This window comes from Leucobacter rhizosphaerae (assembly GCF_022919175.1).
In the GTDB taxonomy this organism is placed as follows: domain Bacteria; phylum Actinomycetota; class Actinomycetes; order Actinomycetales; family Microbacteriaceae; genus Leucobacter; species Leucobacter rhizosphaerae.
In genome coordinates this window covers 44085-66420 of sequence record NZ_CP095043.1, presented here as the reverse complement: position 1 = coordinate 66420, position 22336 = coordinate 44085, and the positions used below count along the sequence as shown (strand labels likewise).

Sequence of the window (22336 nt, the reverse complement as noted above, 5' to 3'; positions counted from 1 at the left end):
CCCGTCCCCCGCATGCAGGAGACCCCATGCACTCCCCCATCCCCGCACTTCCCGGCATCATCGAGCTGTCGGCGAACCAGCCCGCCGCTCGCCCCTATCTCGGTGGCAGCGGCATCGCCCGATTCCGCGGCATCGAACAACCGGATTCCCATGTGCCGGAAGACTTCCTCGGCTCGGCGACGGAGGTGTTCGCCGGAGGGGGCGTCGGTCTGACGGTGCTGCCCGATGGGCGGCCCCTGCGCGAGGCGCTCGCCGAGGATCCGGTCGGGTTTCTGGGTGCCGATCTCGCCGAGACACTCCCCGTCGGACAGTGCGGCGTGCTCACGAAGCTCCTCAGCACCGATGGCCGCTTGTTCATCCACGCCCACCCCGACGACGCCTTCGCCACGCGGCACGGCCTGGGGGTGTGCGGCAAGACCGAATCCTGGCTGATCCTGGACATCGATCCGGCGCACCCGGCCGAGGTGCTGCTCGGCTTTCGTCGAGACGTCGACCGGGACGAACTCGCGCAGTGGTTCGAGGAGCAAGACGTCGCCGCGATGACGGAGGCGATGCACCGCATTCCAGTTGCTCCTGGTGACACATTCCACGTCCCCGCCGGTCTGCCGCACGGCATCGGCCCAGGAATCACCCTGCTGGAGCTGCAACAGCCCACCGATCTCTCGATACTTCTCGAGTACGAGGGCTATCCCGGCATCGACCGTTCATCGGCCCTCCTCGGGATCTCGCGAGACACCGCGCTCTCCGTGTTTCGTCGCGAGACCCTCGAGAGCGAAGAACTCGACGAACTGCGGGCTACACGTTCCTCCAGGGGCCGCGCGCAGCAGCTCTTTCCCGACGCGGCCGACAACTTCTACACCGCATTGCGCTTCAGGCCCGACGCCGGTGCCGGCTCCACCGAGGTGCCCGCAGCGTTCTCGATCGCCGTGGTCCTCGGCGGCACCGGGCGCCTGTCGACCGCCGCCGACTCGTGCACGGTCGGTCGAGGTTCGGTCCTGCTCGTGCGCCACGACGCCGGTCCGCTGCGCATCGATGCGACGCTCGATGTCGTGCTCTGCAGTCCCGCACCGCCGCTGAGAGCGGCATGACGGCCTCCGGCATGACGGCGGCGCTGCTCGTGGGTCTCGATATCGGGACGACCAGCGCGAAGGCCGTTGTGTTCGCTTCCGACGGTCGTCCGCTCGCAACGGGCCGCGCCGCGACGCACTGGCGCACGACCGCCACGGGCACCGAGACGACGGCCGCATCCCTCCGCGACGCCGCATTCGCGGCCCTCGCCGCGGCGCTGGATGCGGCGCCGGAGGGGCGTGTCATCGGTGTCGGCGTGGCGAGCCTCGCCGAGTCGGGAGTGCTCCTGGACGCCGAAGACCGCTCGATCGCTCCGGTGATCGCGTGGTACGACACACGCGATGCGCGGGAACTCGAGGCCCTCGACGAGGAACTGGGAGCCGAGGGATTCTCCGCGGTCACGGGCCTGCCCCGCGCGCAGCAGTGGTCGCTCACGAAGAGCCGATGGCTCTCCCATGACCTCGATCTGAGCCGAGCGCGCCGTCGCCTGAGCGTGGCCGAGTGGATCGCCTACGCGCTCGGCGGGCGGGCGGCCAGCGAACCGTCCCTCGCGTCTCGCACCGGCTGGCTCGACCTGGCTCGCCGCGAGTGGTGGGACGCGGCGCTGCAGTTCTCACGTGTCCGGCGCAGCTGGTTGCCCGACCTCACCGACGCCGGAACCGATCTCGGCGCGGTCACCGCTGCGGTCCACTCGCGATTGACCGGGGCGCGCATCGCGGTCGCCGGACACGATCACCAGGTGGCCGCGGTGGGCGCCGGGGCCTGGAGTTCGGGTGACGTCCTCGACTCGTGCGGGACCGCGGAAGCGCTCGTGCGCACCGCGAACCCCGGCCTTGCGCCGAGCACGATCACCGCGCTGACCGGCGCGGGGATCACCGTGGGCTGGCATGCCCTGCCAGGGCACTGGTGTCTGCTCGGCGCGACGGAGGGCGGTCGTGCGCTCGGCCGCACGCTCGAGGCGATCGGAGTGCGCGACGTTTCGCTCGGACTGGACGCGGCTGCTCGCGCCCTCCCCCCACCGTCGGTGCGCATCGACTCGGCGACCCCGGCGAACCGCATCGCCGCACTCGTCGGGGATGGCCTGGCGCCCGAAATGATCTGGCGCGGCGCCGTCGAGGGTGTGACCGCTGAGGCGCAACGGCTCGATGCCTGCATGTCGGCGAGCTCCGGCCCGAGTCGTCGCGTCATCGCGGTGGGAGGGTGGACGGCGAGCACGGCGCTCATCGACGCGAAGCGGCGCCGCCTCGGCACCGTCGAGGTGCCCGAGCTCGCGGAGGCGGGCTCGCGCGGGGCGGCGCTGTTCGCCGGAGTGGCGGCGGGACTTTGGCGGAGTGTGACGAGCTCGGCATGGTGAGCCGGTCCGCGCGGTCAGTCGGTGTCGTCCCCGACCCGGCGCGTCGCATCGATCTCGGTGGTGCTCCACTCCGAAAGACGGTCGCTGGGCAGGACCTCGAACAGCGTCGACTCGTGGGCGACAGCCGATGCACCCCACCGCACCGCCGTGCGAACGGCGCTCATCCGGTCGCCTCGCGCTGCGAGATAGCCTGCGAGCATCGCGTCCCCCGCACCCACGGCGTTGACCACCGCATCGGGGGTGGCCCCCGCCCAGATCTCCCCGGTATCGTCCACGAGGAGCGCGCCGTCGGCACCGAGACTCACGAGCACCGCACCGACGCCGTGATCCGCGCGCAGGGCTCGCGCCGCCTGGCGTACGTCACCGAGCGTGGCGGGCTGCGACCCGGTCAGTTCGGCCAGCTCGTGCACGTTGGGCTTCACGAGATCGGGCCCCTCCGCAACAGCGGCGGCGAGGGCCTCGCCGGAGGTGTCGACCGCGGTGTAGCGACCGAGTCGCCGAGCAGCGGACACGACACGGGCGTGCAGTGCCACGTCGGTCCCCTGGGGAACGCTGCCGGCGGTGAGCACAGCCGTCGCCGCTGGATGCGCGTCGAGGCTCCGCACCAGCGCGTCGCACGATGCCGTGTCGAGCGCGCTGCCGCCGGTATTGATCTTGGTATCGGGTCTGCCGGGTACGAGCAGCGTGACGTTGGTGCGCACCGGTCCACCCGGGGTGAACGAGTGGGAGACGCCGAGTGCCTCGAGCTCCCGGCTGAGGAAGTCGGTGCCCTCCCCCGTCGCCGCGATCACGGCGTGCGTCCCTTGCCCGGCGCGATGCAGGGCGACCGACACGTTCACGCCCTTGCCGCTCGGCTCGCGCCGCTCCGAACGCGCGCGGTGCACCAGACCGAAGTCGAAGTGATCGACCTCGAGCGTCCAGTCGATGGCGGGGGCCGGGGTCACCGTGATGAGCACGGTTCTATCGTATCCCGACCCCGTATCGTTCGTGAGAGCACCCGAGCACGCCGCATCGTCCGATCCTCGCGCTCCAGCACCCGTCACCACCCCGCACTCCCAGGAGGAACCCCATGATCGCATCGGCAGCACTGGTCGCCGACTCGCGCCGGACCGGCGTACTGGCCGTCAACATCGTGACCATCGAGCACATCACCGGGGCCGTCGCCGGAGCGGAGCGCGCGGAGCGACCGCTGATCCTGCAGCTCAGCGAGAACGCCATCGCCTACCACGGCGCGCCGGAGCCTGTCGCCGCGGCCGCGCGCGCCGCCGCGATCGCCGCGCGTGTCCCGGTTGCGCTGCACCTCGATCACATCACCGATGAGTCCCTCGCCCTGCGGGCCCCGGAGCTCGGCTTCGGATCGGTGATGTTCGATGCCGCGGCCCTGCCGTTCGCGGAGAACGTCGCACGGACCCGAGCCGTGACCGAGGCCCTGCACGCAGCCGGGGTGCGCGTCGAGGCCGAGCTCGGGGAGATCGGCGGCAAGCTCGGCGCCCATGCGCCGGGGGTACGCACCGATCCCGAGGAGGCGGCAGCGTTCGTGGCCGACACGGGAGTTGATGCGCTCGCAGTTGCGGTCGGATCGCAGCACGCGATGACCACGCGAGACGCGATGCTCGACCTCGACCTGATCTCCCGCCTCGCCTCAGCCGTTCCGGTACCGCTGGTGCTGCACGGCTCCTCCGGGGTCTCCGATGACGGGATTCGGAGCGCCATCGCCGCGGGCATCGTGAAGGTGAACGTCGGCACCGCGCTCGGTGTCGCCTTCACCTCGGCGATCCGGGGTGTGCTCGACGACCCCGCAGTCGTCGATCCTCGCCGCTACCTCGCTCCCGCGCGCGATGCCGTCGCTGCGGAAGTCGAGCGCCTGCTGACGACGGTTATCGGAGCAGCGCGGTGACGATACCGGTGGTCGCGGGGGTCGATTCCTCGACCCAAGCCTGCAAAGTCGAGCTGCGCGCCCGCGAGGACGGCCGCCTGATCGCCTCCGGGAGTGCACCGCACCCGGCCACCCGGCCGCCGGTGAGCGAGCAGGATCCGCACGACTGGTGGCGTGCGCTGGTCACGGCCTTCGCCGGAGCGCTCGCCGCCGCTCCCGCAGTCCGCGTCGATGCGATCGGCATCGCGGGACAGTGCCACGGCTTCGTCCCCCTCGACGCCTCAGGCGCGGTGATCCGAGCCGCGAAGCTCTGGAACGACACGACGGCCGCCCCGGATCTTGCCGCATTGATCGCTGACATCGGAGCGGACAGGTTCGTCGAAACCACGAGGTCGCTGCCGACGGCGGCGTTCACCATCGCGAAGGTGGCGCAGTTCCGTGCGCGCGAGCCCGAGGCGTTCTCACGGATGCGCACGATGCTCCTCCCGCACGACTACCTTGGCTTTCGACTCACCGGCGCGTATCGCACCGATCGGTCCGACGCCTCGGGCACGGGGTATTTCGATCCGGTGGCGAATCGATACCGCCTCGACCATCTCGAGCGGATCGACCCGGGGACCGACTGGGCGGCGATGCTCCCGGAGGTGCTGCCGCCGGAGGGGATCACCGGGAGCGTGTCAGCGGCCGCGGCGGCGGAACTCGGAATCCGACCGGGCATCCCGGTGAGCGCGGGAGCCGGAGACCAACACGCCTCCGCCCTCGGGCTCGGGATCACCGAGGGCGAGTCGATCTTCTCGTTCGGCACCTCGGGTGTGGTGGTGACCACGACGGAGCGCCCGCTGCACGATCCGACCGGCACCGTCAGCGGGACCGGGAATCTCACGGGCGGGTTCCTGCCCCTCGTGTGCACGCTCAACGCGGCGAAGGTCACCGACACCTTCACCTCACTGCTCGGCACGGACCGCGAGACGTTCTCGGCACTCGCGCTGGCCGCGGGATCCGGGGGCCCGGTGCTCGCCGCCTTCCTCGACGGCGAGCGCACCCCCGACCGACCGGGATCGAGCGGCCTGCTGGCCGACCTCACCACGGCGACCACACGCGAACACCTCGCCCGTGCCGCCGTCGAGGGTGTGGTGTTCGGCCTGCTCGCCGGCGCCGAGGGCATTGCCCGGCTCGGCTTCCCGCTCGACGGCAGGGTGTACGCCATCGGCGGCGGAAGCCGTTCCGCCGCGACGCCCCAGCTGCTCGCCGACGCGATCGGCCGCCCGGTGCACCTGGTCGACGTCGCCGAACCCGTCGCGCGCGGCGCAGCGGTGCAAGCGGCCGCGGTGGCGCAGGGAGTCACGGTGCGCGAGCTCGGCGCCCTCTGGCGTCCCGAGGGCAGCCGATGCCTGGATCCGCGAGCCGGAACGGGCGCGGCTGAGCGCTATGCGCGATACCACGAGGTCGCGGCCGTCACTGCGCTCGACCGGCGGGCATAGCCGGGCGGACGGAGGCGGGCAGACCTCGTCGGGCGAATAACGCCGGACGAGGGCTGGAGCCTGCCGCAGCACCGTCGAGAGACGCTCCACCGCCCCACTGAGGGTCCGGATGACGCCGAACGCTGCTCGCCCACTTGTGCCTCCGCCCGGAGTCTGCTAGCTTCATTGAAACATACGGGGTTCAATGAACCACTGAGCAACACATCGCACGAACATCGCACCGAACACCGCAGTACCTCACAAAGGAGTGGAGATATGGCTCACGCCGGCCCATACGAGAACGTCACCGGATCCGAAGCAGCCATCGAACGGGCGATGAACGATGCCGGAGGCGTCCTCCGACTCGCTCCGACGTGGGTGCCGCGGGCGTTCTGCACCCCGGGCCGTCGCATCCGGCTCCACCCGGACGACTACTTCCCCCTCGGCAAGGAGCGGGGTGGCATCGATGAGCGCTGGCTCGCGAGCGCCATCCGCGCCGAGAACGGCCCGCGCACCGATCCGTTCGAAGGCATGAGCCTCGTGCGCGATCCCGACGGCGGGGTCATCCCCCTCGACGAGTTCATCGCCCACACCCGCGGCGACGCGATCGGCGGCCTCTGGGAGAGCCACGGCCTCTGGCCCATGTACTCCAAGTTCTTCGACAACGAGTTCCCGCTCCCGTTCCACATCCACCACCGCGACGAGCACGCTGCCCTCGTCGGCAAGCCCGGCAAGCCCGAGGCCTACTACTTCCCGCCGCAGATGAACAATCACGGCGGGCAATTCCCGTACACCTTCTTCGGACTGCACCCGGAGGTCACCCGGGATCAGCTCAAGGAGAAGCTCGCCGGCTTCCTCCGCGGGGGCGACAACCGCATCACCGACCTGTCGAAGGCCTATCGCACGACGCCGGGCACCGGGTGGGACGTACCGGCCGGGATCCTGCACGCCCCTGCCAGCATGTGCACCTACGAGCCGCAGGCCGCGTGCGATGTCTTCGCGATGACCGAGTCCTGGTCGAACAACCGTGAGGTACCCGACGAGCTGCTCTGGAAGGACGTGCCCGCCGAGAAGGTCGGCGACCTCGACTTCATCGTGGAGCTCGTCGACTGGGAGCGCAACGTCGATCCCGAATTCTGGAGCCACCGCTTCACACCCCCGGTCGAGACGATCGAGAGCCGCCAGGGCTCCCCCGAGTTCGTCGAGCGCTGGATCACCTACCGGTCCCCCTCTTTCAGCGCCAAGGAACTGACCGTCGCCCCCGGCGGCTCGGTGCAGATCGCGGATCGCGAGGCCCACGGACTCATCGCCGTCGCCGGCCACGGCACCATCGGGTCGCAGCACATCGCCGCGATCTCCAGCATTCGCTACGGACAGTTCTCGAGCGATGAGTTCTTCGTGACCTCCAGCGCAGCCGAGGCCGGCGTCACCGTCACGAACACCTCGGCGACCGACGACCTCGTGATCCTGAAGCACTTCGGGCCCGGCAACCGCCAGCTCGCGGCCGAACGCGCCGAGCTGGGCCTCTGACCGTGCCCGGCGAACCCCAGCTGTACGGGCTCCCCGCAGGGGAGGCCCGGAAACGCGTCGGAGACCTGCGGCAGCTCGCCCGGATCGACGAGGTCAGCGAGACGCAGGGCCCGGCACGCGGTGCGCGTCGCATCACTCTCCATTCGGGCGGTGGGCTGAGTGTCGACCTGCTGCCGGATCGCGCGCTCGACATCGGCGCCGTGAGCTATCGCGGCGTGCCGATCGCGTGGCATTCCCCCACCGGGTTCGTGGCGCCGGCCCTCGCGGTCAACGCGGGCACCGAGTGGCTCCGATCGTTCGGGGGCGGCCTGCTCGCCACCTGCGGGCTCGACGCCTACGGCCCCGCGAGCCGCGATGACGGCGTGGACTACCCCATGCACGGACGGGTGGGCACGGTGCCGGCGCACGTCACGCGCGCGCAGGTGACCGACGAGGCGCTCGTCGTCGAGGGCGAGGTGCGCCAGGCGACGGTCTTCGGCGAGAATCTCCTGCTCCGTCGGCGCATCACCGTGCCGCTCGGCAGCGGCACCATTCTCGTGGACGACACCGTGACGAACGAGTCCAGCGCCGACGCGGGGCACATGGTGCTGTACCACGCCAACATCGGCTGGCCGCTGCTCGACGAGGGAGCCACGCTGCGGATCCCCTCGCACGCGGTGTCCCCCCGGGATGCGGCCGCGGAGCAGGGCATGGCCGACTGGTTCGACCTGCAGCCGCCGACGCCCGGGTACGCGGAGCAGGTCTTCAAGCACGACTTCAGCGGCGGCGGCCTCGCCGAGGTCTCCGTCGACAATCCGGCGCAGGACACACGCCTCGCGCTGCGGTTCGACACCGAGGGTCTGCCCGCGCTGCACCAGTGGAAGATGCTCGGCGACGGCCACTACGTGCTCGGCCTCGAGCCCACGAACGTGGACTGGAGCCGGGGCCGCGCCGCCGCCGCCGCCGAGAACGCGCTGCCTCGCATCGCCCCCGGTACGAGTGTGAGCTACCACCTCGAGTTCCACCTGAGCGGGAGCCGGTCGACGACGCCCGGCACGGAAGGGAGTTCCCAATGACTGCGGCCCTGGAGATGCGGAACATCTCCAAATCGTTCCCCGGCATCCGCGCGCTCGCGGACGTCGATCTCGTCGCTCGGGCCGGGGAGGTCCACGCGATCGTCGGCGAGAACGGTGCCGGGAAGTCCACACTGATGAAGATCCTCGCGGGCGTTTACCAGCCCGACGACGGTGCGATCCTCCTCGACGGCGTCGAGACCCGGATCAGCGGACCGATCGACGCCCGCAAGCGCGGGATCGGCATGGTCTACCAGGAGCTCAACCTGGTCCCCGACCTGACCGTCGCGGAGAACATCATGCTCGGCTCGACCCCGTCGCGCCTCGGGTTCGTGCAGCGCAAGGCGCTGACCGAGTCCGCGCAGGCGGTGCTCGACGCCTTCGACGCGCGCATCGACCCGGGCGCGATCCTCGGCTCTCTGACGGTCAGCCAGCAGCAGATCGTCGAGATCGCGAAGGCCTATGCGCTCCGCCCGAAGATCATCGTGCTCGACGAGCCCACGTCCTCGCTCAGCGAGCACGAGGCTCAGGCACTGTTCCACATCGTCCGCCGCATGCGCGCCGACGGGATCGCCATCATCTACATCAGCCACCGCCTCCGCGAGGTGCTCGACCTGGGCGACCAGGTGACGGTGCTGCGGGACGGGCAGCAGATCGAGACCCGACCGGCCGAGGGGCTCACCGCCGGGGAGATGATCCGCCTCATGGTGGGTCGCGATCTGACCGACATCTTCCCGAAGCGGGAGGTGCCGATCGGCGATACGGTGCTGGCGGTCGAGGGACTCACCCGCCAGGGCGCGTTCGAAGACGTCTCGCTGCACGTCCGCGCCGGCGAGATCGTCGGACTCGCCGGGCTCGTGGGTGCGGGGCGCACGGAGGTGGCGCGCGCCATCTTCGGCCTCGACCGCGCGAACGCGGGTACCGTCCACGTCGACGGCGCGGCGGTGCACGCCCGCACCCCCGCCCAGGGCACGGAGGCGGGCATCGCCTACGTCCCCGAGGATCGCAAGCGCGACGGCATCATCCCGTCGGCCTCGATCAAGGACAATATCTCGCTCCCGGTCCTCTCCGACCTCGGTCGGATGGGTTGGATCTCCCGGCCGCGCGAGCGCGAACTCGCCCGGGAGCAGGTGGCGACGCTCGGCGTCTCCCCGCCCGTGATCGAGCGCGCGGTCGACACGCTGAGCGGCGGTAATCAGCAGAAGGTCGTCATCGCGAAGTGGCTCGCGACGCAGCCGAAGGTGCTGATCCTCGACGAACCCACGAGAGGGGTGGACGTCGGCGCCAAGGCCGACATCCACGAGATCATCGGTGCGCTCGCCGCCGCCGGCACGGCGATCCTCCTGATCTCCTCCGAGCTTCCCGAGGTGCTCGCGGTGAGCGATCGGATCTACGTCCTGCACGAGGGGCGCATCTCCGCGGAGATCGCGCGCGCCGACGCCGACGAGGCGACCGTCATGCACGCTGCAACCGGAGAGGCGGTTCCCGCATGAGCGACACACTGCTCGACACCACGACCACGGGGGTGCCCGGCACGAGCCGCGTGACCCGCGCCAACCTGGGCGCCCGACTCGGCCCCCTCATCGGCATGCCGCTCGGCATCGTTCTGCTCCTCGTGATCGGCACGATCCTGTCCGACCGGTTCTTCACCGCCGGCAATCTCGTCAACGTGCTCATCAACATCTCGATCCTCGGCGTCATCGTCGTGGGCATGGCCTTCGTCTTCATCACCCGGGGCCTCGCGGATCTCTCCGTTCCCGCCACCGTGGCGGTGGGCGCGATCCTCACGCTCAGCCTCCAGCCCGCCATCGGAACGGCGGCTGCGGCCGGCGTCGGGATCCTGGCGGCGACCGGTGCCGGCGTGGTCAACGGCGTGCTGATCGGCTACGCGCGGATCAATCCGGTCATCACCACCCTCGCCGTGAGCACCATCGTGCTCGGCGTCGCCCAGTGGAGCGTCGGCGGGGTGATCGTGTACGGCTCCGACCCGGAGGCCCAGGCGTTCCTGAACAGCCGGGTCTTCGGCGTCCCGGTCATCGTGATCATCTTCCTGATCGTCGCGCTGCTCGGTCACCTGGTGCTGTCGCGCACCTCGCTCGGCCGCTGGGTCTACGCCGCCGGCAGTAACCCGGACGCGACGCGCGCCAGCGCGGTGCCCCTCGCCCGCACCCGGGCGACGGCGTTCATCCTGACCGCGGGGCTCAGCGGCCTCGCCGGGGCACTGCTCGGGATCACGCTCCAGACCGCTCGCCCGGCGATCGGCATCGGCTACGAGTTCGACGCCATCACCGCGGTCGTCGTCGGCGGCATCAGCCTCCTGGGCGGATCGGGCAGCATTCCCCGCGCGCTCGGCGGCCTGCTCTTCGTCGCCCTGCTCAACAACATCCTCGTGCTCCAGGGAGTGCCGACGGCCGTGCAGGGCATCGCCAAGGGCCTGCTCATCGTGCTCGCCGTGTCACTCGATATCTATCTCCGCCGGAAGGGAGGCCGCTCATGAGCGCAACCGCACTGGCTCCCAGCGGGTGGACCATCGCGTTCCTCGGCCTGGTCCGCTACCGCGTCGTGGTCATCCTGATCGCCACGCTCGCCATCGCCGCCACGTTTGTGCCCGGATTCTTCGATGCCCGCACGCTCAGCCTCGGCGCCGACCGGGTCGCGACCATGGGCCTGATCGCGATCGGCCTGACGGTCGTCCTGATCGCCGGCCAACTCGATCTCTCGGGCGGGGCGATCCTCGCACTGTCGGGCATCGCGAGCGTCGGCCTGCAGGGTGAGCTCGGCCAGATCCCGGCGGCACTCGTCGGCCTGGGTGTCGGCCTGCTCGCGGGCTGCGTCAACGGGGTGCTGGTGGTGGTGCTGAAGATCAACTCGCTCGTGGCGACCCTCGCCTCGATGCTACTCTTCCGCGCGATCTGCCACCTCATCACCGATTCGCGACCGGTGAGCGGCATCGATCCGTTCTTCGGGATCCCGCTCACGCAGCCGCTGCTCGGCACCCTCTCGACCCGCGTGTTCATCTTCCTGGCCCTGATCCTGCTGCTCCACGTCTGGCTGACCCGCATGGTCTCCGGCCGCAACCTCTTCGCGGTCGGCAGCAACGCGACCAGCGCCGCCGCCAGCGGGATCCGTTCGAACTGGTACCTCTTCGGGGCATTCATGTTCAGCGGATTCATGGCCGGGCTCGCCGGGGTGACGTTCGGGATCGCTTCGAACACCGGCTCCCCCGTTTTCGGCGACACGATCGTGCTCACCGCGATCGCCGCGGTGGTGATCGGCGGCACCCGCCTGGAGGGCGGCGTCGGCTCCGCGCTCGGCACGCTGGGCGGGCTCCTGACCTTGGCGGCGCTGACCACCGCGATGGAGTACCAGAGCATCCCGGCGTACGTCCAGGACATCGTCACCGGCGCGATTCTGCTCATCCTCATCCTGCTCGACCGACTCACGCACGCGCGGAGAGGCACTGATGTGTCGCTCCGAGCGCTCGTCCAGCGCTTCTCACCGACGAGGGACGCTGCTCAACCGAAAGAAACCGAAAGGACACCCGCATGATCAAGAAGGTACTGACCGCAGGGACGGCGATGACGGCGGCGCTGCTGCTGGCGTCATGCGCCACGGGCGGCGGCTCCAGCGCAGACTCCGACGGCGCCGAGGCGTCGGGCGGAGCGGGCAAGGAGATCTGCTACATCACCGCTGCCGAATCGCACGCCTACGCCACGCCGGCGAACGAGGCCTTCCAGGCCGCGGCCGACGAGGCTGGCGCGAAGGTCACGATGCTCAGCCAGGACTTCGACGTCCAGACCGGCACCGAGCAGCTCACCACGTGCATCGGGCGCAACCCCGACGGCATCGTGCTCTGGCCGCTCGATCCTCAGGCCTACATCCCCGGGCTGATCCAGGCGCAGACGGCCGGGATCCCGGTGGTGCTCATCAACTCCCCGATGGACGACGAGGCGCTCGAGCTCGTCGCGAGCTTCACCGGACCGGACGTCTACGAGGAGGGTGTCCTCTCCGCTGACGCCATGGACGAGGCCCTCGGCGGCACCGGCGGCGTCGTGATCATCGCCGGCCAGGCCGGCAACGGCACCAGCATCGGACGCACGGACGGGTTCACCGAGCAGCTCGAGGAGATCGGCTCCGGCATCGAGGTGCTGCAGACGGTCAACGCCGACTTCGATCAGCAGAAGGCGCTCGTCGCGAGCCGCGACCTCATCACTCGCTTCGGCGACGACATCGACGGCGTCTACGCGAACGACGACACCATGGCGCGCGGCTTCATCGACGCGTGGGCCGAGGCCGGCAAGGACCCGGCGGCGATCCCGCCGATCGTGGGCATCAACGGGCAGAAGGACGCCTTCGAGTCCATCCGCGCCGGTCAGTTCTTCGCCACGATCGTGCAGTCCCCGGTCGAGGACGGCAAGCTGGCGCTCGAGACCATCGTCCGCGCGGCGGACGGCGAGACGGTCGAGGCGCGGATCCCGATCCCGCTGACCGTGGTCACCGCGGAGAACGTCGAGGACGTCGAGCCGGCGTTCTAAGCAGGCGACCCGCTCCCGGAACGGGCGGGGTATTCGGAGTCCGTCTCCGGATGCCCCGCCCGTTCGGCGTCCGCGGAGGCGATTCGGGCGCGATGCGGGCGGGGGCCCGCGCGACTCAGGCAAACCCCCGCGCGAGTCAGGCGGACTCGCGGATGACGAGTTCGGGGGCGAGCACGATGTGGTTCGCCTCCGGGAGCGGCCCCGAGCGGTCGATCAAGCGGAGCATCATCTCGACGGCGGTGCGGCCGAGCAGCGCGCGGGGCTGCGCGATCGTAGTGAGCGGGACGGTGCCGAGCGCCGCCCACTCGAGATCGTCGTAGCCGACGACCGCCACCTCGCCGGGCACGTTCAACCCGGCGTGCACCAGCTCCTGCATCAATCCGAGCGCCAGCATGTCGTTCGCGCAGAGGACCGCCGTCGGCCGTTTGTCGCGCGGACGTGCGGCCAGGAGAGCGCCGATCCTACGTCCCTCATCGACCGTCCACGAGGACGTGGTCACGACCTCGAGTGTGATGTCGCCGTCGGACTGGTTCACGACCTCCCGGGCGCCCTGATAGCGCATGCGGACCTTGGGCGAGCGGTGCGGGTGCCCGAGGAACGCGATGCGCTGGTGCCCCTGACTGATGAGGTGCCGCGCGCCGAGCCGACCGCCCTCGCGGTCGTCCACGACGACGGACCAGATGTCCCGGTCGTCGCCGACCCGATCGACGAAGACCATTGGCACGCCGCGGTCCTTGAGCATCTCGAGACGCGGGCTCTTCTCGTCCACGGGCGAGATGATGATCCCCTGCACGCGCTGCTGCACCAGCAGATCGAGGTTCTGCGCTTCCACCTGCAGGTCGTAGGAGCTGTTGCAGAGCACCACCCCCAGGTCGTGCTCCCGGCAGGTCTCCTCCGCTCCGAGCGCCACGTCCACGAAGAACGGGTTGCCGAGCTCGGCGACCGTGATCCCGATGGCCCGCGTGCGCCCCGGACGGAACTGGCGCGACCGCTGATCGGGCACGAACTCGAGCTCGGCGATCGCGCGCATCACCCGCTCGCGCGTCTCGGCCCGCACGTAGGACGGGCGATTGAGCACGTTGCTCACCGTGCCTGCGGACACGTTGGCCAGCTGGGCGACATCACGAATCGTCGCCACGGGCCATCACCTCGGATCGCGCGCATTGGTTCATTGAACAATGATACCGCCTGCGGCCGCAATTCGCGCGGTGTGCGCCGTTCCCTCCGGGACTGCCCTCCCGGAGGGAACGGTGGTCGGGTCAGGCGCCCCAGCTCGCCTGCGTGCCGCCGACGCGCTCGGCGGAGATCCGCTCGAAGTAGCCGGAGGCCGCGTAGGCCGCCATCGGATCGCCCGGCAGGCCGCGGGACTCGCGCCACTCGGCGAGCGCCGGACGCACGTCCGTGTAGAACGCGTCCATGAACACGGCGTTCGCCGCGAGCACGTCGCCCGACTGCTGCGCCGCGCTGAGCGCCGCGCGGTCGACGAGCAGCGCGCGCGCCGTCATCTCCTGCACGTTGAGCACCGAGCGGATCTGGCCGGGGATCTTGTCCTCGACGTTGTGGCACTGATCGAGCATGAAGGCGACGGGGCTGTCGGCCTCGAGCCCGCCCCCGCGCAGCGCCTCGAACAGGATCCGGAAGAGCTGGAACGGATCCGCGGCGCCGACGATGAGGTCGTCGTCGGCGTAGAAGCGGGAGTTGAAGTCGAACGAGCCCAGCTTGCCGAGGCGGAGCAGCTGCATGACGATGAACTCGATGTTGGTGCCCGGCGCGTGGTGCCCCGTGTCGAGGCAGACCATCGCGCGCTCGCCGAGCGCGGCGACCTGCGCGTAGGAGGTGCCCCAGTCGGGCACATCCGTGTGGTAGAACGACGGCTCGAAGAACTTGTACTCGAGCACGAGGCGCTGCTCACCCGAGAGGCGCGCGTAGATCTGCTCGAGCGAGTCGTGCAGGCGATCCTGCCGGCCGCGCATGTCGGCCTGACCCGGGTAGTTCGATCCCTCGGCGAGCCAGATCTTCAGGTCGCGCGAGCCGATCTCGTCCATGACGTCGATGCAGGCGAGGTGGTGGTCGATGGCCTTGCGGCGGATCGCGGCGTCCTCGTGGGTCAGGGCGCCGAACTTGTAATCGTCGTCCTGGAACGTGTTGGAGTTCACGGTGCCGAGGGAGACCCCCTGCTCGGCCGCGAAGGCCCCGAGGGCGGCGAAGTCGTCGACCTGGTCCCACGGGATGTGGAGGGCGACGGCGGGGGCGAGCCCGGTCACGCGGTGCACCTGCGCGGCATCGGCGATCTTCTCGAACGGATCGCGCGGGGTGCCCGGGGTCGAGTACACCTTGAACCGCGTGCCCGAGTTGCCGTAGGCCCAGGACGGCACCTCGATGGCCTGACGCTCGAGGACGGCGCGGATGTCGGGGGTGAGGATGTTGCTCATGAGAGTCGCTTTCTGCGGTCTTCGGCTGCTGCCAGTTGGTCTTCGAGGTGAAACACCTCGGTCAGTCGGGGCGCGTCCTGGTCTGGTCGTCCCTCGACGGAGACGAAGAACCCGGCCATGTCGGCCTCCCAGGCTGCGGTACGGGGGTCGCGCTCGAGGGCGCGCTGGGCCGCGGCGTCGTCATCGGTCTCGTAGTAGCCGATGAGCAGGCCGTCGGGCCGGAGGAAGAGCGAGTAGTTGCGGCGACCCGCGTCCGCGATGGCCTCGAGCATCTCGGGCCAGACGCGCGCGTGGCGCTCGGTGTACTCGTCGAGCCGCTCGGGATCGACCTGCAGCTGGAAGCAGATGCGCATCGCGGCTCCGTTCGGGGGTGGTGCGGAAGGGGCTGGCGCCCCGGGGTGGGGAGGTCGTTCGGGGTGGGGCGGGATCCCGGCCGGTCGTGCACCGGGATCCCGCGGCGATCGACTTAGAAGTCGAAGTCGCCGATGTTCTCGGCGTTGAAGCGGAACGGATCGCCCAGCAGCACGACGCCGTCGGCGCCGACCGTGAACTCGCCGAGGTCGCCGGCCTCGAAGGTGTCGCCCTCGGCCCCCTCGATCTCGCCCGAGACGAGCGCGTTGGCCGCGTAGGCGGTCAGGTAGCCGAGGTCCTCCGGGTTCCAGAGGGCGAACTCGGTGACGGTGCCGTCCTCGACGTACTCGCGCATCTGGTTCGGGGTGCCGAGGCCGGTCACCGCGACCTTGCCCTTGGCGTCCGAGGTCGACACGTAGCGCGCCGCAGCGGCGATGCCGACAGTGGTCGGCGAGACGATGCCCTTGAGCTCCGGGTAGGTCTGGAGCAGCGCGGCAGTCTTGTCGAACGAGGTCTGATCGTCGTCATCGCCGTAGACGACCTCGACGAGCTCGACGTCCGGGTGGTTCGCCTCGAGCTCCTCCTTCATCAGGTCGATCCACGCGTTCTGGTTCGTCGCGTTGGCCGCGGCGGAGAGCACGGCGATCTGACCCGAGTCGCCGATCTGCTCGGTGATCATGTCGACCTGCACCTGAGCGATGCCGGCGGCGTCGGCCTGGTTGATGAACAGGTCGCGGCAGTCGGCGCTGGTGTCGGAGTCGAAGGTCACGACCTTGACGTCGTTATCGCGGGCCTCGTTGATCGCGTCGCAGATCGCCTTCGGGTCGTTCGCCGAGATGGCGAGCGCGCCGACGCCCTGCTGGGTCGCGGTGTTGATGAAGCTGACCTGCGCGTCGGGCGTCGCCTCGGTGGGGCCGACCTCGTTGAAGGTGCCGCCGAAGGCCTCGACTGCAGCCTTGCCGCCCTTGCTGGAGGTGTCGAAGTAGGGGTTGCCGAGGTTCTTCGGCAGGAAGGTGATGCTGGCGCCGGATCCACCCGACTCCGATCCCCCATCGGCCGCGTCGCCGCCACCGGCGGAGCAGCTCGAGAGCAGCAGTGCTGCGCTGGCCGCGAGCGCGAGGACCGCGCCCGCCTTCTTCGTGTTCTTCGTGAACCGCATCGTTCGATGTTTCCTTTCCTCGCCCGCGGGAGCGGGTGTGTGGGTGTGGTGGGAGTGGTGAGTCGTGGGGGTCAGGCCGCGGTGGCGGATCGCGCTCCGGCGATCTGCAGTTTTTTCCCGGTTTTTCGCCGGTTCTTGAACGCCGCGATGACGCTGGTCGAGATCACGGCGCCGATGAGCAGCACGCCGGTGATGATGTTGATGACGTCCGAGGTGACGTTCGCAAGGCGCAGGGCGCTGCCGAGCACCCCGATCAGGAGGACGCCGGCGATCACGCCGTGCAGGGCGCCGCGGCCTCCGAAGATGGAGACGCCGCCGAGCAGCACCGCCGCGATGACCTGCATCTCCATGCCCGTCGCATTGTCGCCGCGGGCACTGCCGTAGCGGAGCGTGTAGTAGATCCCGGCAAGCGCCGACACCGCACCGCTCAGCACGAAGAGGATCATCTTGGTGCGCGCGACGTCGACCCCCGAGAAGCGGGCCGCCTCGGGCGAGAGGCCGATCGAGAACACGCCGCGACCGAACTTCGTGAAGTGGAGCAGGATCGCGAACGCGACCGCGAGCAGCACGAAGAGGATGACCACGACCGGGATGCCGGTCGAGCCGATCTTCTCCTTGGCGAGGTCGGTCCAGAACGCGGGGAACTCGGTGACGGCGGTGGTGCCCAGCAGACCCACCGCGATCCCGCGGTAGAGCGCCAGGGTACCGATCGTGACCGCGAGCGAGGGCAACCCGACCGCGGTGATGAGCCAGCCGTTGATCGCGCCGCCCACCGCACCGGCCGCGAGGGCGAGCACGATGGTGATCCCGAACGGCACACCCGCCTGGGTGAGCACCCCCGTCAGCACACTCGACAGCCCGACCATACTGGCGACCGACAGGTCGATCTCGCCGGTCACGATGATCGCGGTCATCGGCAGCGCGATGATCAGGATCGGGAACATGTCGAGCAGCAGATAGGTCATGGTGATCTTGCTGCCGAAGTTCGGCACGAGGATCGTCGCGACGAGCACGACGATCACGAAGAGGCCGATGATCGCGCTCTCCCGGGTGAGCAGCAGGCGCTGCCAGAGCGGGCGGTCGTAGTCCGCGATGTGACGGAGTCCGGTCGTGGTGGTGCCGGTGGTCAGAGCGGTCATCGCTGCGTCTCCCGTTCTTCGATGAGTTTTCGATGCTGTCTCAACGACAGCACCCGGTCGAGCACGATGGCGCCGATGATGAGGACGCCGACGACGGCGCGCTGCCAGAAGTCGGGCACCCCGAGCACGGGGAGCGCACGGTTGATGGTCATGAGCAGGAAGGCGCCGATCGCCGCACCCCAGACGGAGCCGACACCGCCGAAGATCGCGACACCGCCGATGACGGCCGCGCCGATGGCGTCGAGCTCCCAGCCCGAGCCCGCCTGCGAGTTGATCGTGCCGTAGCGGGCGGCGTAGAGCACACCGGCGAAGCCCGACAGTGCACCCGAGAGCACAAACGCCGTGATGACGCGGCGGGTGACCGGGAGCCCGTAGAGGTGCGCGGCATCGGGATCGGATCCGATCGCGTAGCTCTCGCGGCCGCCGCGGGTGTTCTTCATCCACCACGCGACCGCGATGAGGACCACGAGGGCGATGATCGTGAGCACGGGGATCGTGAGGACCTGGGCCGTGCCGAGCGCGAGGAAGTCGCGGGGCATGTCGGAGGCGTTGATGCGGTCCGATCCCGTCCAGAACACGTTGATGCCGCGGAAGGCATACATGGTGCCGAGGGTGATCACGAGCGCGGGCACCTTGGCGAACGCGACCAGCGCACCGTTGACGAGTCCGAGCAATCCGCCGAAGACGATGGCGATCAGCACGACGACGATGGCCGGCACGCCGGGCAGATCGATGAAGAGCCGACCGGTGAGATACGCGCTCAGGCCGAGGATCGACCCGACCGAGAGGTCGACGTTGCGGGTGATGAGCACCACGGCCTGTCCGACCGCGACGAGCAGCAGCAGCGAGGGCGTCAACCAGAGGTCGCGATAGCCGTCGGTCGAGAACAGGAAGTTCGGGTTCTTGATGGTTGCGGCCGCGACGACGAGCAGCACGGCGAGCAGAATGCTGGCCTCGCGCGCCCGGGTCAGTCGCCCGACGATCGCACCGAAGCCGACGCTCGGGGCATTCAGGGTGGTGGCGCTCATGCGTGCTGCTCCGTCTCTGCGTTGGCGCTGTGCGTGGCGGCACGCATCACGTTCTCCTGGGTCGCGTCATCACGATCGATGGTCGCGGTGATGCGGCCCTCGTGCATCACGACGACACGGTCGGCCATGCCGAGGACCTCGGGCAGCTCGCTCGAGATCATGAGCACACCCATGCCCTGGCTCGCGAGGGTCGAGAGCAGGCGGTGCACCTCCGATTTGGTGCCGACGTCGATGCCGCGCGTGGGCTCGTCGATGATGAGCACGCGGGGATCCGTGGCCAGCCACTTGCCGAGCACGACCTTCTGCTGGTTGCCGCCCGACAGCGTGCCGGCGATGGTGCTGAGCGCGTTGGCCTTGACCTCGAGCTTCTCCGACCACGGCCGCGCGGCGCGGTTCTCGGCGCCGGTGGTGACGATGCCGAGCTTCGCGAGCGAGTCGAGGATCACCGAGGTGGTGTTGCGCCCGACGCTGGAGTCGAGCACGAGGCCCTGCTTGCGGCGATCCTCGGGGACGAGGGCGAGTCCGGCGCGCATGGCGGCCGTCGGCTTGCCCTTCGGAACCTGCTTGCCGGCGACGTGCACGGTGCCGCTGCGGTAGCCGTCGACGCCGAAGACGGCGCGCGCCACCTCGCTGCGGCCGGCGCCCACGAGGCCGGCCAGGCCCACGATCTCGCCCGCGCGCACGGTGAAGCTGATGTCGCTGAAGACACCCGGGCTCGTGAGGCCGTCGACCACGAGGAGCGGCTCGCCGACCTCGGTCTCGAGCTTCGGGAAGAGCTCCGTGATCTCGCGGCCGACCATCTCGGCGACCACACTGTCGGGGTCCGTATCGCTGATGGCACGGGTGGAGACGTAGCTGCCGTCGCGCATGACGGTGATCGTGTCGCAGAGCGCGAACACCTCGTCGAAGCGGTGCGAGATGAAGACGAGCGCGCGACCCTCGTCGCGGAGCGCGCGAGCCACCTGGAACAGCCGCTCGACCTCGATCCCGGAGAGGGCCGCGGTGGGCTCGTCCATGATGAGCACGCGCGCGTCGAGGGAGATCGCCTTCGCGATCTCGATCATCTGCTGATCGGCGATGGAGAGGCCGTCGGCGGTGCGATCCGGATCCATGGCGACACCCAGACGCGCGAACAGCGACTGCACCTCGGTGCGCATGGCGCCGCGGTCGATGCGGCCGAAGCGGCCACGGGGCTGGCGGCCCATGAAGATGTTCTCCGTCACGGAGAGGTCGGGGAAGAGGGTGGGCTCCTGGTAGATCACGGCGATCCCCGCGTCCTTGGCCTCGGCCGTGGTGGTGAAGTCGACCACGTTGCCGTCGAGCAGGATCTCCCCCGCGTCGCGCCGATACAGACCCGCGATGATCTTCACGACCGTCGACTTGCCGGCGCCGTTCTCCCCGACGAGTGCGTGGATCGACCCCGGGAACAGGGTGAGATTGCCGTCGCGCAGCGCGATCACCTGCCCGAACGCCTTGGTGACGCCGCGCAGCTCGAGCGCTGGTTCGCTGGCGTGTGATGTCTTCATTGAACTCACTGACTTCCTGCCGCGACATGACGGCGATTCACGTGCCCTGCCGGCATCCGGGATGTTTCTCGATCATTTCTGAATCGTTTCAACGGGCAGGTACGCCGAGTGTATGCATATTCGATATCTCAGGTCAAGTTGAGGAAGCGACACGGGGAGAACCGTTATTGAAGCGTTTCAAAAATTGCGAGTAGACTCCTCAGTGCGCGCCGCAGCAGGCGCCCGCACCGCAGAGCCGCAAGGAGGTCGCCGTCATGAGCACGAGCGTGCGTGATGTGGCCCGCAAAGCCGGGGTGTCGGTCGGCACCGTCTCGAACGTGCTGAATCGGCCGGAGATCGTCTCCCCCGCGACGGTGGACCGCGTGATGGCCGCGATCGAGGAGCTCGGCTTCGTGCGGAACGACGCCGCCCGACAGCTCCGCGCGGGCCGCAGCCACACCATCGGCCTCGTGGTGCTCGACACCCGCAACCCGTTCTTCACCGACCTGGCGCACGGCGCCCAGCACCGCGCACTCTCCGCGGGGCACACGGTGCTGCTCGGCGGCAGCGACGAGTCCAGCGAGCGCGAGTCCACCCTGCTCGACCTGTTCGAGGAGCAGCGGGTGGCGGGGGTCCTCATCTCCCCGGTCCACACCGACCTGAGCCGACTGTGGAGGCTACGCGAATCGGGCACCCAGGTGGTGCTCGTCGACCGCGGCAGCGCGGACCAGTCTTTCTCCTCGGTCTCGGTCAACGACGTCGAGGGCGGTCGCGCGGCCGCCCAGCACCTCGTCGACATCGGCCGGCGCAGGATCGCGTTCATCGGCGGCCCGCTCGACATCGAACAGGTCAGTCAGCGACTCGAGGGCGCGCAGTCCGTCATCGCGCGGCACACGAACGCGGCACTGACGGTGCACCCGACGGACGCGCTCACGGTGCTCGAGGGGCGCCGTGTGGCTGAGCAGCTGGCGGCGCTGCCCGCTGCGGAGCGTCCCGATGCCATCTTCGCGGCCAACGACCTCCTCGCGATGGGGGTGATCCAGGCGATCGTGATGTCGAGCTCGTTGCGGGTGCCCGAGGACATCGCCCTCGTCGGCTACGACGACATCGACTTCGCGAGCGCCGCGGTGGTGCCGATCACCTCGGTGCGGCAGCCGGCGGCCGAGATCGGCGCCACCGCGGTCGAGCTCCTGCTGCGCGAGGCCGCCGGCACGGAGCAGCGCGAGCAGATCGTGTTCCAGCCGGAGCTCATCGCGCGCGCGTCGACACTCGGCTACGCGTAATCCCCGACCGGAGGCGCCTCCGCAGGGCGCAGGTCGAGCCGTGGGCAGCCGGACTCCGCAGCCTCACCGCAGGTGCGCGGCTACTCCCCGATGTGCTTGCGCGCGGAGATCGCGCGATCCGCCTCGCGGCGATCCTGCCGCTCGCGCAGCGTCTGCCGCTTGTCGTACTCGCGCTTGCCGCGCGCTAGCGCGATCTCGACCTTGGCGCGCCCGTCCAGGAAGTACAGTCGCAGCGGCACGATCGTCATGCCGCCCTCGCGGGTCTTCTGATAGAGCTTGTCGATCTGCTGACGGTGCAGCAGGAGCTTGCGCTTGCGGCGCGGCGCGTGGTTCGTCCACGAGCCGTTCAGGTACTCGGGAATGTAGATCGTGTCGAGCCAGGCCTCCCCGTGCTCGATGAACGCGTAGCCGTCGACGAGCGACGCGCGACCCATGCGCAGCGACTTCACCTCGCTGCCCGTGAGCACGAGCCCCGCCTCGAACGTGTCGATGATGTGGTACTCGTGCCGAGCCTTCTTGTTCGAAGCGATCAGCTTCTCGCCGGTTTCCTTCGGCATCCTCACA

At 69.6% G+C, this 22336-nt stretch carries 20 protein-coding genes; 11 read left to right on the top strand and 9 right to left on the bottom strand.

Translation table 11 applies throughout. The features are described from left to right. Positions 1–26 precede the first annotated feature (26 nt). Positions 27–1088, top strand: a complete 1062-nt coding sequence (locus MUN76_RS00320; RefSeq protein WP_244686137.1) for a class I mannose-6-phosphate isomerase — start codon at positions 27–29, stop codon at positions 1086–1088. Next, positions 1085–2422 (top strand): FGGY-family carbohydrate kinase, encoded by a 1338-nt coding sequence (locus MUN76_RS00315; protein ID WP_244686135.1) that lies wholly within the window; start codon positions 1085–1087, stop codon positions 2420–2422. Before MUN76_RS00320 ends, MUN76_RS00315 begins: the two co-directional genes overlap by 4 nt. Before the next feature lie 14 nt (positions 2423–2436). On the opposite strand, the gene MUN76_RS00310 is transcribed toward MUN76_RS00315, so the two are convergent. Further along, positions 2437–3378: a 1-phosphofructokinase family hexose kinase gene (locus MUN76_RS00310; RefSeq protein ID WP_244686133.1), complete on the bottom strand. Its 942-nt coding sequence runs from the start codon at positions 3376–3378 to the stop codon at positions 2437–2439. Positions 3379–3491: 113 nt separating this feature from the next. On the opposite strand from MUN76_RS00310, the gene MUN76_RS00305 reads away from it, so the two are divergent. The 8 genes from MUN76_RS00305 to MUN76_RS00270 all read left to right on the top strand — a co-directional run bounded on the left by MUN76_RS00305 (position 3492) and on the right by MUN76_RS00270 (position 12875). Beyond that, positions 3492–4319, top strand: a complete 828-nt coding sequence (locus MUN76_RS00305; RefSeq protein WP_244686131.1) for a class II fructose-bisphosphate aldolase — start codon at positions 3492–3494, stop codon at positions 4317–4319. Further along, complete coding sequence (gene xylB / locus MUN76_RS00300) at positions 4316–5779, top strand: xylulokinase (protein WP_244686129.1); 1464 nt, start codon at positions 4316–4318, stop codon at positions 5777–5779. Before MUN76_RS00305 ends, xylB begins: the two co-directional genes overlap by 4 nt. Before the next feature lie 255 nt (positions 5780–6034). Further along, positions 6035–7288 carry a cupin domain-containing protein gene (locus MUN76_RS00295; RefSeq protein WP_244686127.1) on the top strand — a complete coding sequence of 418 codons (1254 nt, stop codon included), beginning with the start codon at positions 6035–6037 and terminating at the stop codon, positions 7286–7288. 2 nt (positions 7289–7290) lie between these two features. Next, a complete protein-coding gene (locus MUN76_RS00290; protein WP_244686126.1) occupies positions 7291–8343 on the top strand; it encodes an aldose 1-epimerase family protein in 1053 nt (350 codons plus the stop codon). After that, positions 8340–9833, top strand: a complete 1494-nt coding sequence (locus MUN76_RS00285; protein WP_244686124.1) for a sugar ABC transporter ATP-binding protein — start codon at positions 8340–8342, stop codon at positions 9831–9833. Before MUN76_RS00290 ends, MUN76_RS00285 begins: the two co-directional genes overlap by 4 nt. Continuing rightward, positions 9830–10837 (top strand): ABC transporter permease, encoded by a 1008-nt coding sequence (locus MUN76_RS00280; RefSeq protein ID WP_244686122.1) that lies wholly within the window; start codon positions 9830–9832, stop codon positions 10835–10837. The genes MUN76_RS00285 and MUN76_RS00280 overlap by 4 nt, the downstream gene beginning before the upstream one ends. Further along, positions 10834–11889, top strand: coding sequence for an ABC transporter permease (locus MUN76_RS00275; RefSeq protein ID WP_244686120.1), 1056 nt, complete (start codon positions 10834–10836; stop codon positions 11887–11889). Before MUN76_RS00280 ends, MUN76_RS00275 begins: the two co-directional genes overlap by 4 nt. Next, entirely contained in the window at positions 11886–12875 is a 990-nt protein-coding gene (locus tag MUN76_RS00270; protein WP_244686119.1) for a sugar ABC transporter substrate-binding protein, read from the top strand. Before MUN76_RS00275 ends, MUN76_RS00270 begins: the two co-directional genes overlap by 4 nt. A 136-nt stretch (positions 12876–13011) precedes the next feature. On the opposite strand, the gene MUN76_RS00265 is transcribed toward MUN76_RS00270, so the two are convergent. The 7 genes from MUN76_RS00265 to MUN76_RS00235 all read right to left on the bottom strand — a co-directional run bounded on the left by MUN76_RS00265 (position 13012) and on the right by MUN76_RS00235 (position 20510). Beyond that, positions 13012–14013, bottom strand: coding sequence for a LacI family DNA-binding transcriptional regulator (locus MUN76_RS00265; RefSeq protein WP_244686118.1), 1002 nt, complete (start codon positions 14011–14013; stop codon positions 13012–13014). 121 nt (positions 14014–14134) lie between these two features. Beyond that, positions 14135–15307, bottom strand: coding sequence for an L-rhamnose isomerase (gene rhaI, locus MUN76_RS00260; RefSeq protein ID WP_244686116.1), 1173 nt, complete (start codon positions 15305–15307; stop codon positions 14135–14137). After that, positions 15304–15660 carry an L-rhamnose mutarotase gene (locus tag MUN76_RS00255; RefSeq protein ID WP_244686114.1) on the bottom strand — a complete coding sequence of 119 codons (357 nt, stop codon included), beginning with the start codon at positions 15658–15660 and terminating at the stop codon, positions 15304–15306. Before MUN76_RS00255 ends, rhaI begins: the two co-directional genes overlap by 4 nt. A 113-nt stretch (positions 15661–15773) precedes the next feature. Next, positions 15774–16817 carry a rhamnose ABC transporter substrate-binding protein gene (rhaS, locus tag MUN76_RS00250; protein WP_244686113.1) on the bottom strand — a complete coding sequence of 348 codons (1044 nt, stop codon included), beginning with the start codon at positions 16815–16817 and terminating at the stop codon, positions 15774–15776. A 71-nt stretch (positions 16818–16888) separates the two neighbouring features. Then, a complete protein-coding gene (locus MUN76_RS00245; protein ID WP_244686111.1) occupies positions 16889–17956 on the bottom strand; it encodes an ABC transporter permease in 1068 nt (355 codons plus the stop codon). Beyond that, positions 17953–18984 carry an ABC transporter permease gene (locus tag MUN76_RS00240; protein WP_244686109.1) on the bottom strand — a complete coding sequence of 344 codons (1032 nt, stop codon included), beginning with the start codon at positions 18982–18984 and terminating at the stop codon, positions 17953–17955. Before MUN76_RS00240 ends, MUN76_RS00245 begins: the two co-directional genes overlap by 4 nt. Continuing rightward, a complete protein-coding gene (locus MUN76_RS00235; protein ID WP_244686107.1) occupies positions 18981–20510 on the bottom strand; it encodes a sugar ABC transporter ATP-binding protein in 1530 nt (509 codons plus the stop codon). The genes MUN76_RS00240 and MUN76_RS00235 overlap by 4 nt, the downstream gene beginning before the upstream one ends. 254 nt (positions 20511–20764) lie before the next feature. On the opposite strand from MUN76_RS00235, the gene MUN76_RS00230 reads away from it, so the two are divergent. After that, complete coding sequence (locus tag MUN76_RS00230) at positions 20765–21772, top strand: LacI family DNA-binding transcriptional regulator (protein ID WP_244686105.1); 1008 nt, start codon at positions 20765–20767, stop codon at positions 21770–21772. 80 nt (positions 21773–21852) lie between these two features. Here MUN76_RS00230 and smpB read toward each other — a convergent pair whose 3' ends face one another. Then, on the bottom strand, positions 21853–22329 hold the full coding sequence (gene smpB / locus MUN76_RS00225) for an SsrA-binding protein SmpB (protein ID WP_244686103.1): 477 nt from the start codon (positions 22327–22329) through the stop codon (positions 21853–21855). Between the last annotated feature and the right edge of the window lie 7 nt (positions 22330–22336).

Coding starts and splice junctions, on each gene's coding strand:
- MUN76_RS00320 (WP_244686137.1), top strand. CDS start 27: ATGCACTCCCCCATCCCCGCACTTCCCGGCATCATCGAGCTGTCGGCG.
- MUN76_RS00235 (WP_244686107.1), bottom strand. CDS start 20,510: ATGAAGACATCACACGCCAGCGAACCAGCGCTCGAGCTGCGCGGCGTC.
- MUN76_RS00270 (WP_244686119.1), top strand. CDS start 11,886: ATGATCAAGAAGGTACTGACCGCAGGGACGGCGATGACGGCGGCGCTG.
- MUN76_RS00305 (WP_244686131.1), top strand. CDS start 3,492: ATGATCGCATCGGCAGCACTGGTCGCCGACTCGCGCCGGACCGGCGTA.
- MUN76_RS00245 (WP_244686111.1), bottom strand. CDS start 17,956: ATGACCGCTCTGACCACCGGCACCACCACGACCGGACTCCGTCACATC.
- MUN76_RS00230 (WP_244686105.1), top strand. CDS start 20,765: ATGAGCACGAGCGTGCGTGATGTGGCCCGCAAAGCCGGGGTGTCGGTC.
- MUN76_RS00275 (WP_244686120.1), top strand. CDS start 10,834: ATGAGCGCAACCGCACTGGCTCCCAGCGGGTGGACCATCGCGTTCCTC.
- MUN76_RS00285 (WP_244686124.1), top strand. CDS start 8,340: ATGACTGCGGCCCTGGAGATGCGGAACATCTCCAAATCGTTCCCCGGC.
- smpB (WP_244686103.1), bottom strand. CDS start 22,329: ATGCCGAAGGAAACCGGCGAGAAGCTGATCGCTTCGAACAAGAAGGCT.
- MUN76_RS00280 (WP_244686122.1), top strand. CDS start 9,830: ATGAGCGACACACTGCTCGACACCACGACCACGGGGGTGCCCGGCACG.
- MUN76_RS00240 (WP_244686109.1), bottom strand. CDS start 18,984: ATGAGCGCCACCACCCTGAATGCCCCGAGCGTCGGCTTCGGTGCGATC.
- rhaS (WP_244686113.1), bottom strand. CDS start 16,817: ATGCGGTTCACGAAGAACACGAAGAAGGCGGGCGCGGTCCTCGCGCTC.
- rhaI (WP_244686116.1), bottom strand. CDS start 15,307: ATGAGCAACATCCTCACCCCCGACATCCGCGCCGTCCTCGAGCGTCAG.
- MUN76_RS00315 (WP_244686135.1), top strand. CDS start 1,085: ATGACGGCCTCCGGCATGACGGCGGCGCTGCTCGTGGGTCTCGATATC.
- MUN76_RS00295 (WP_244686127.1), top strand. CDS start 6,035: ATGGCTCACGCCGGCCCATACGAGAACGTCACCGGATCCGAAGCAGCC.
- MUN76_RS00255 (WP_244686114.1), bottom strand. CDS start 15,660: ATGCGCATCTGCTTCCAGCTGCAGGTCGATCCCGAGCGGCTCGACGAG.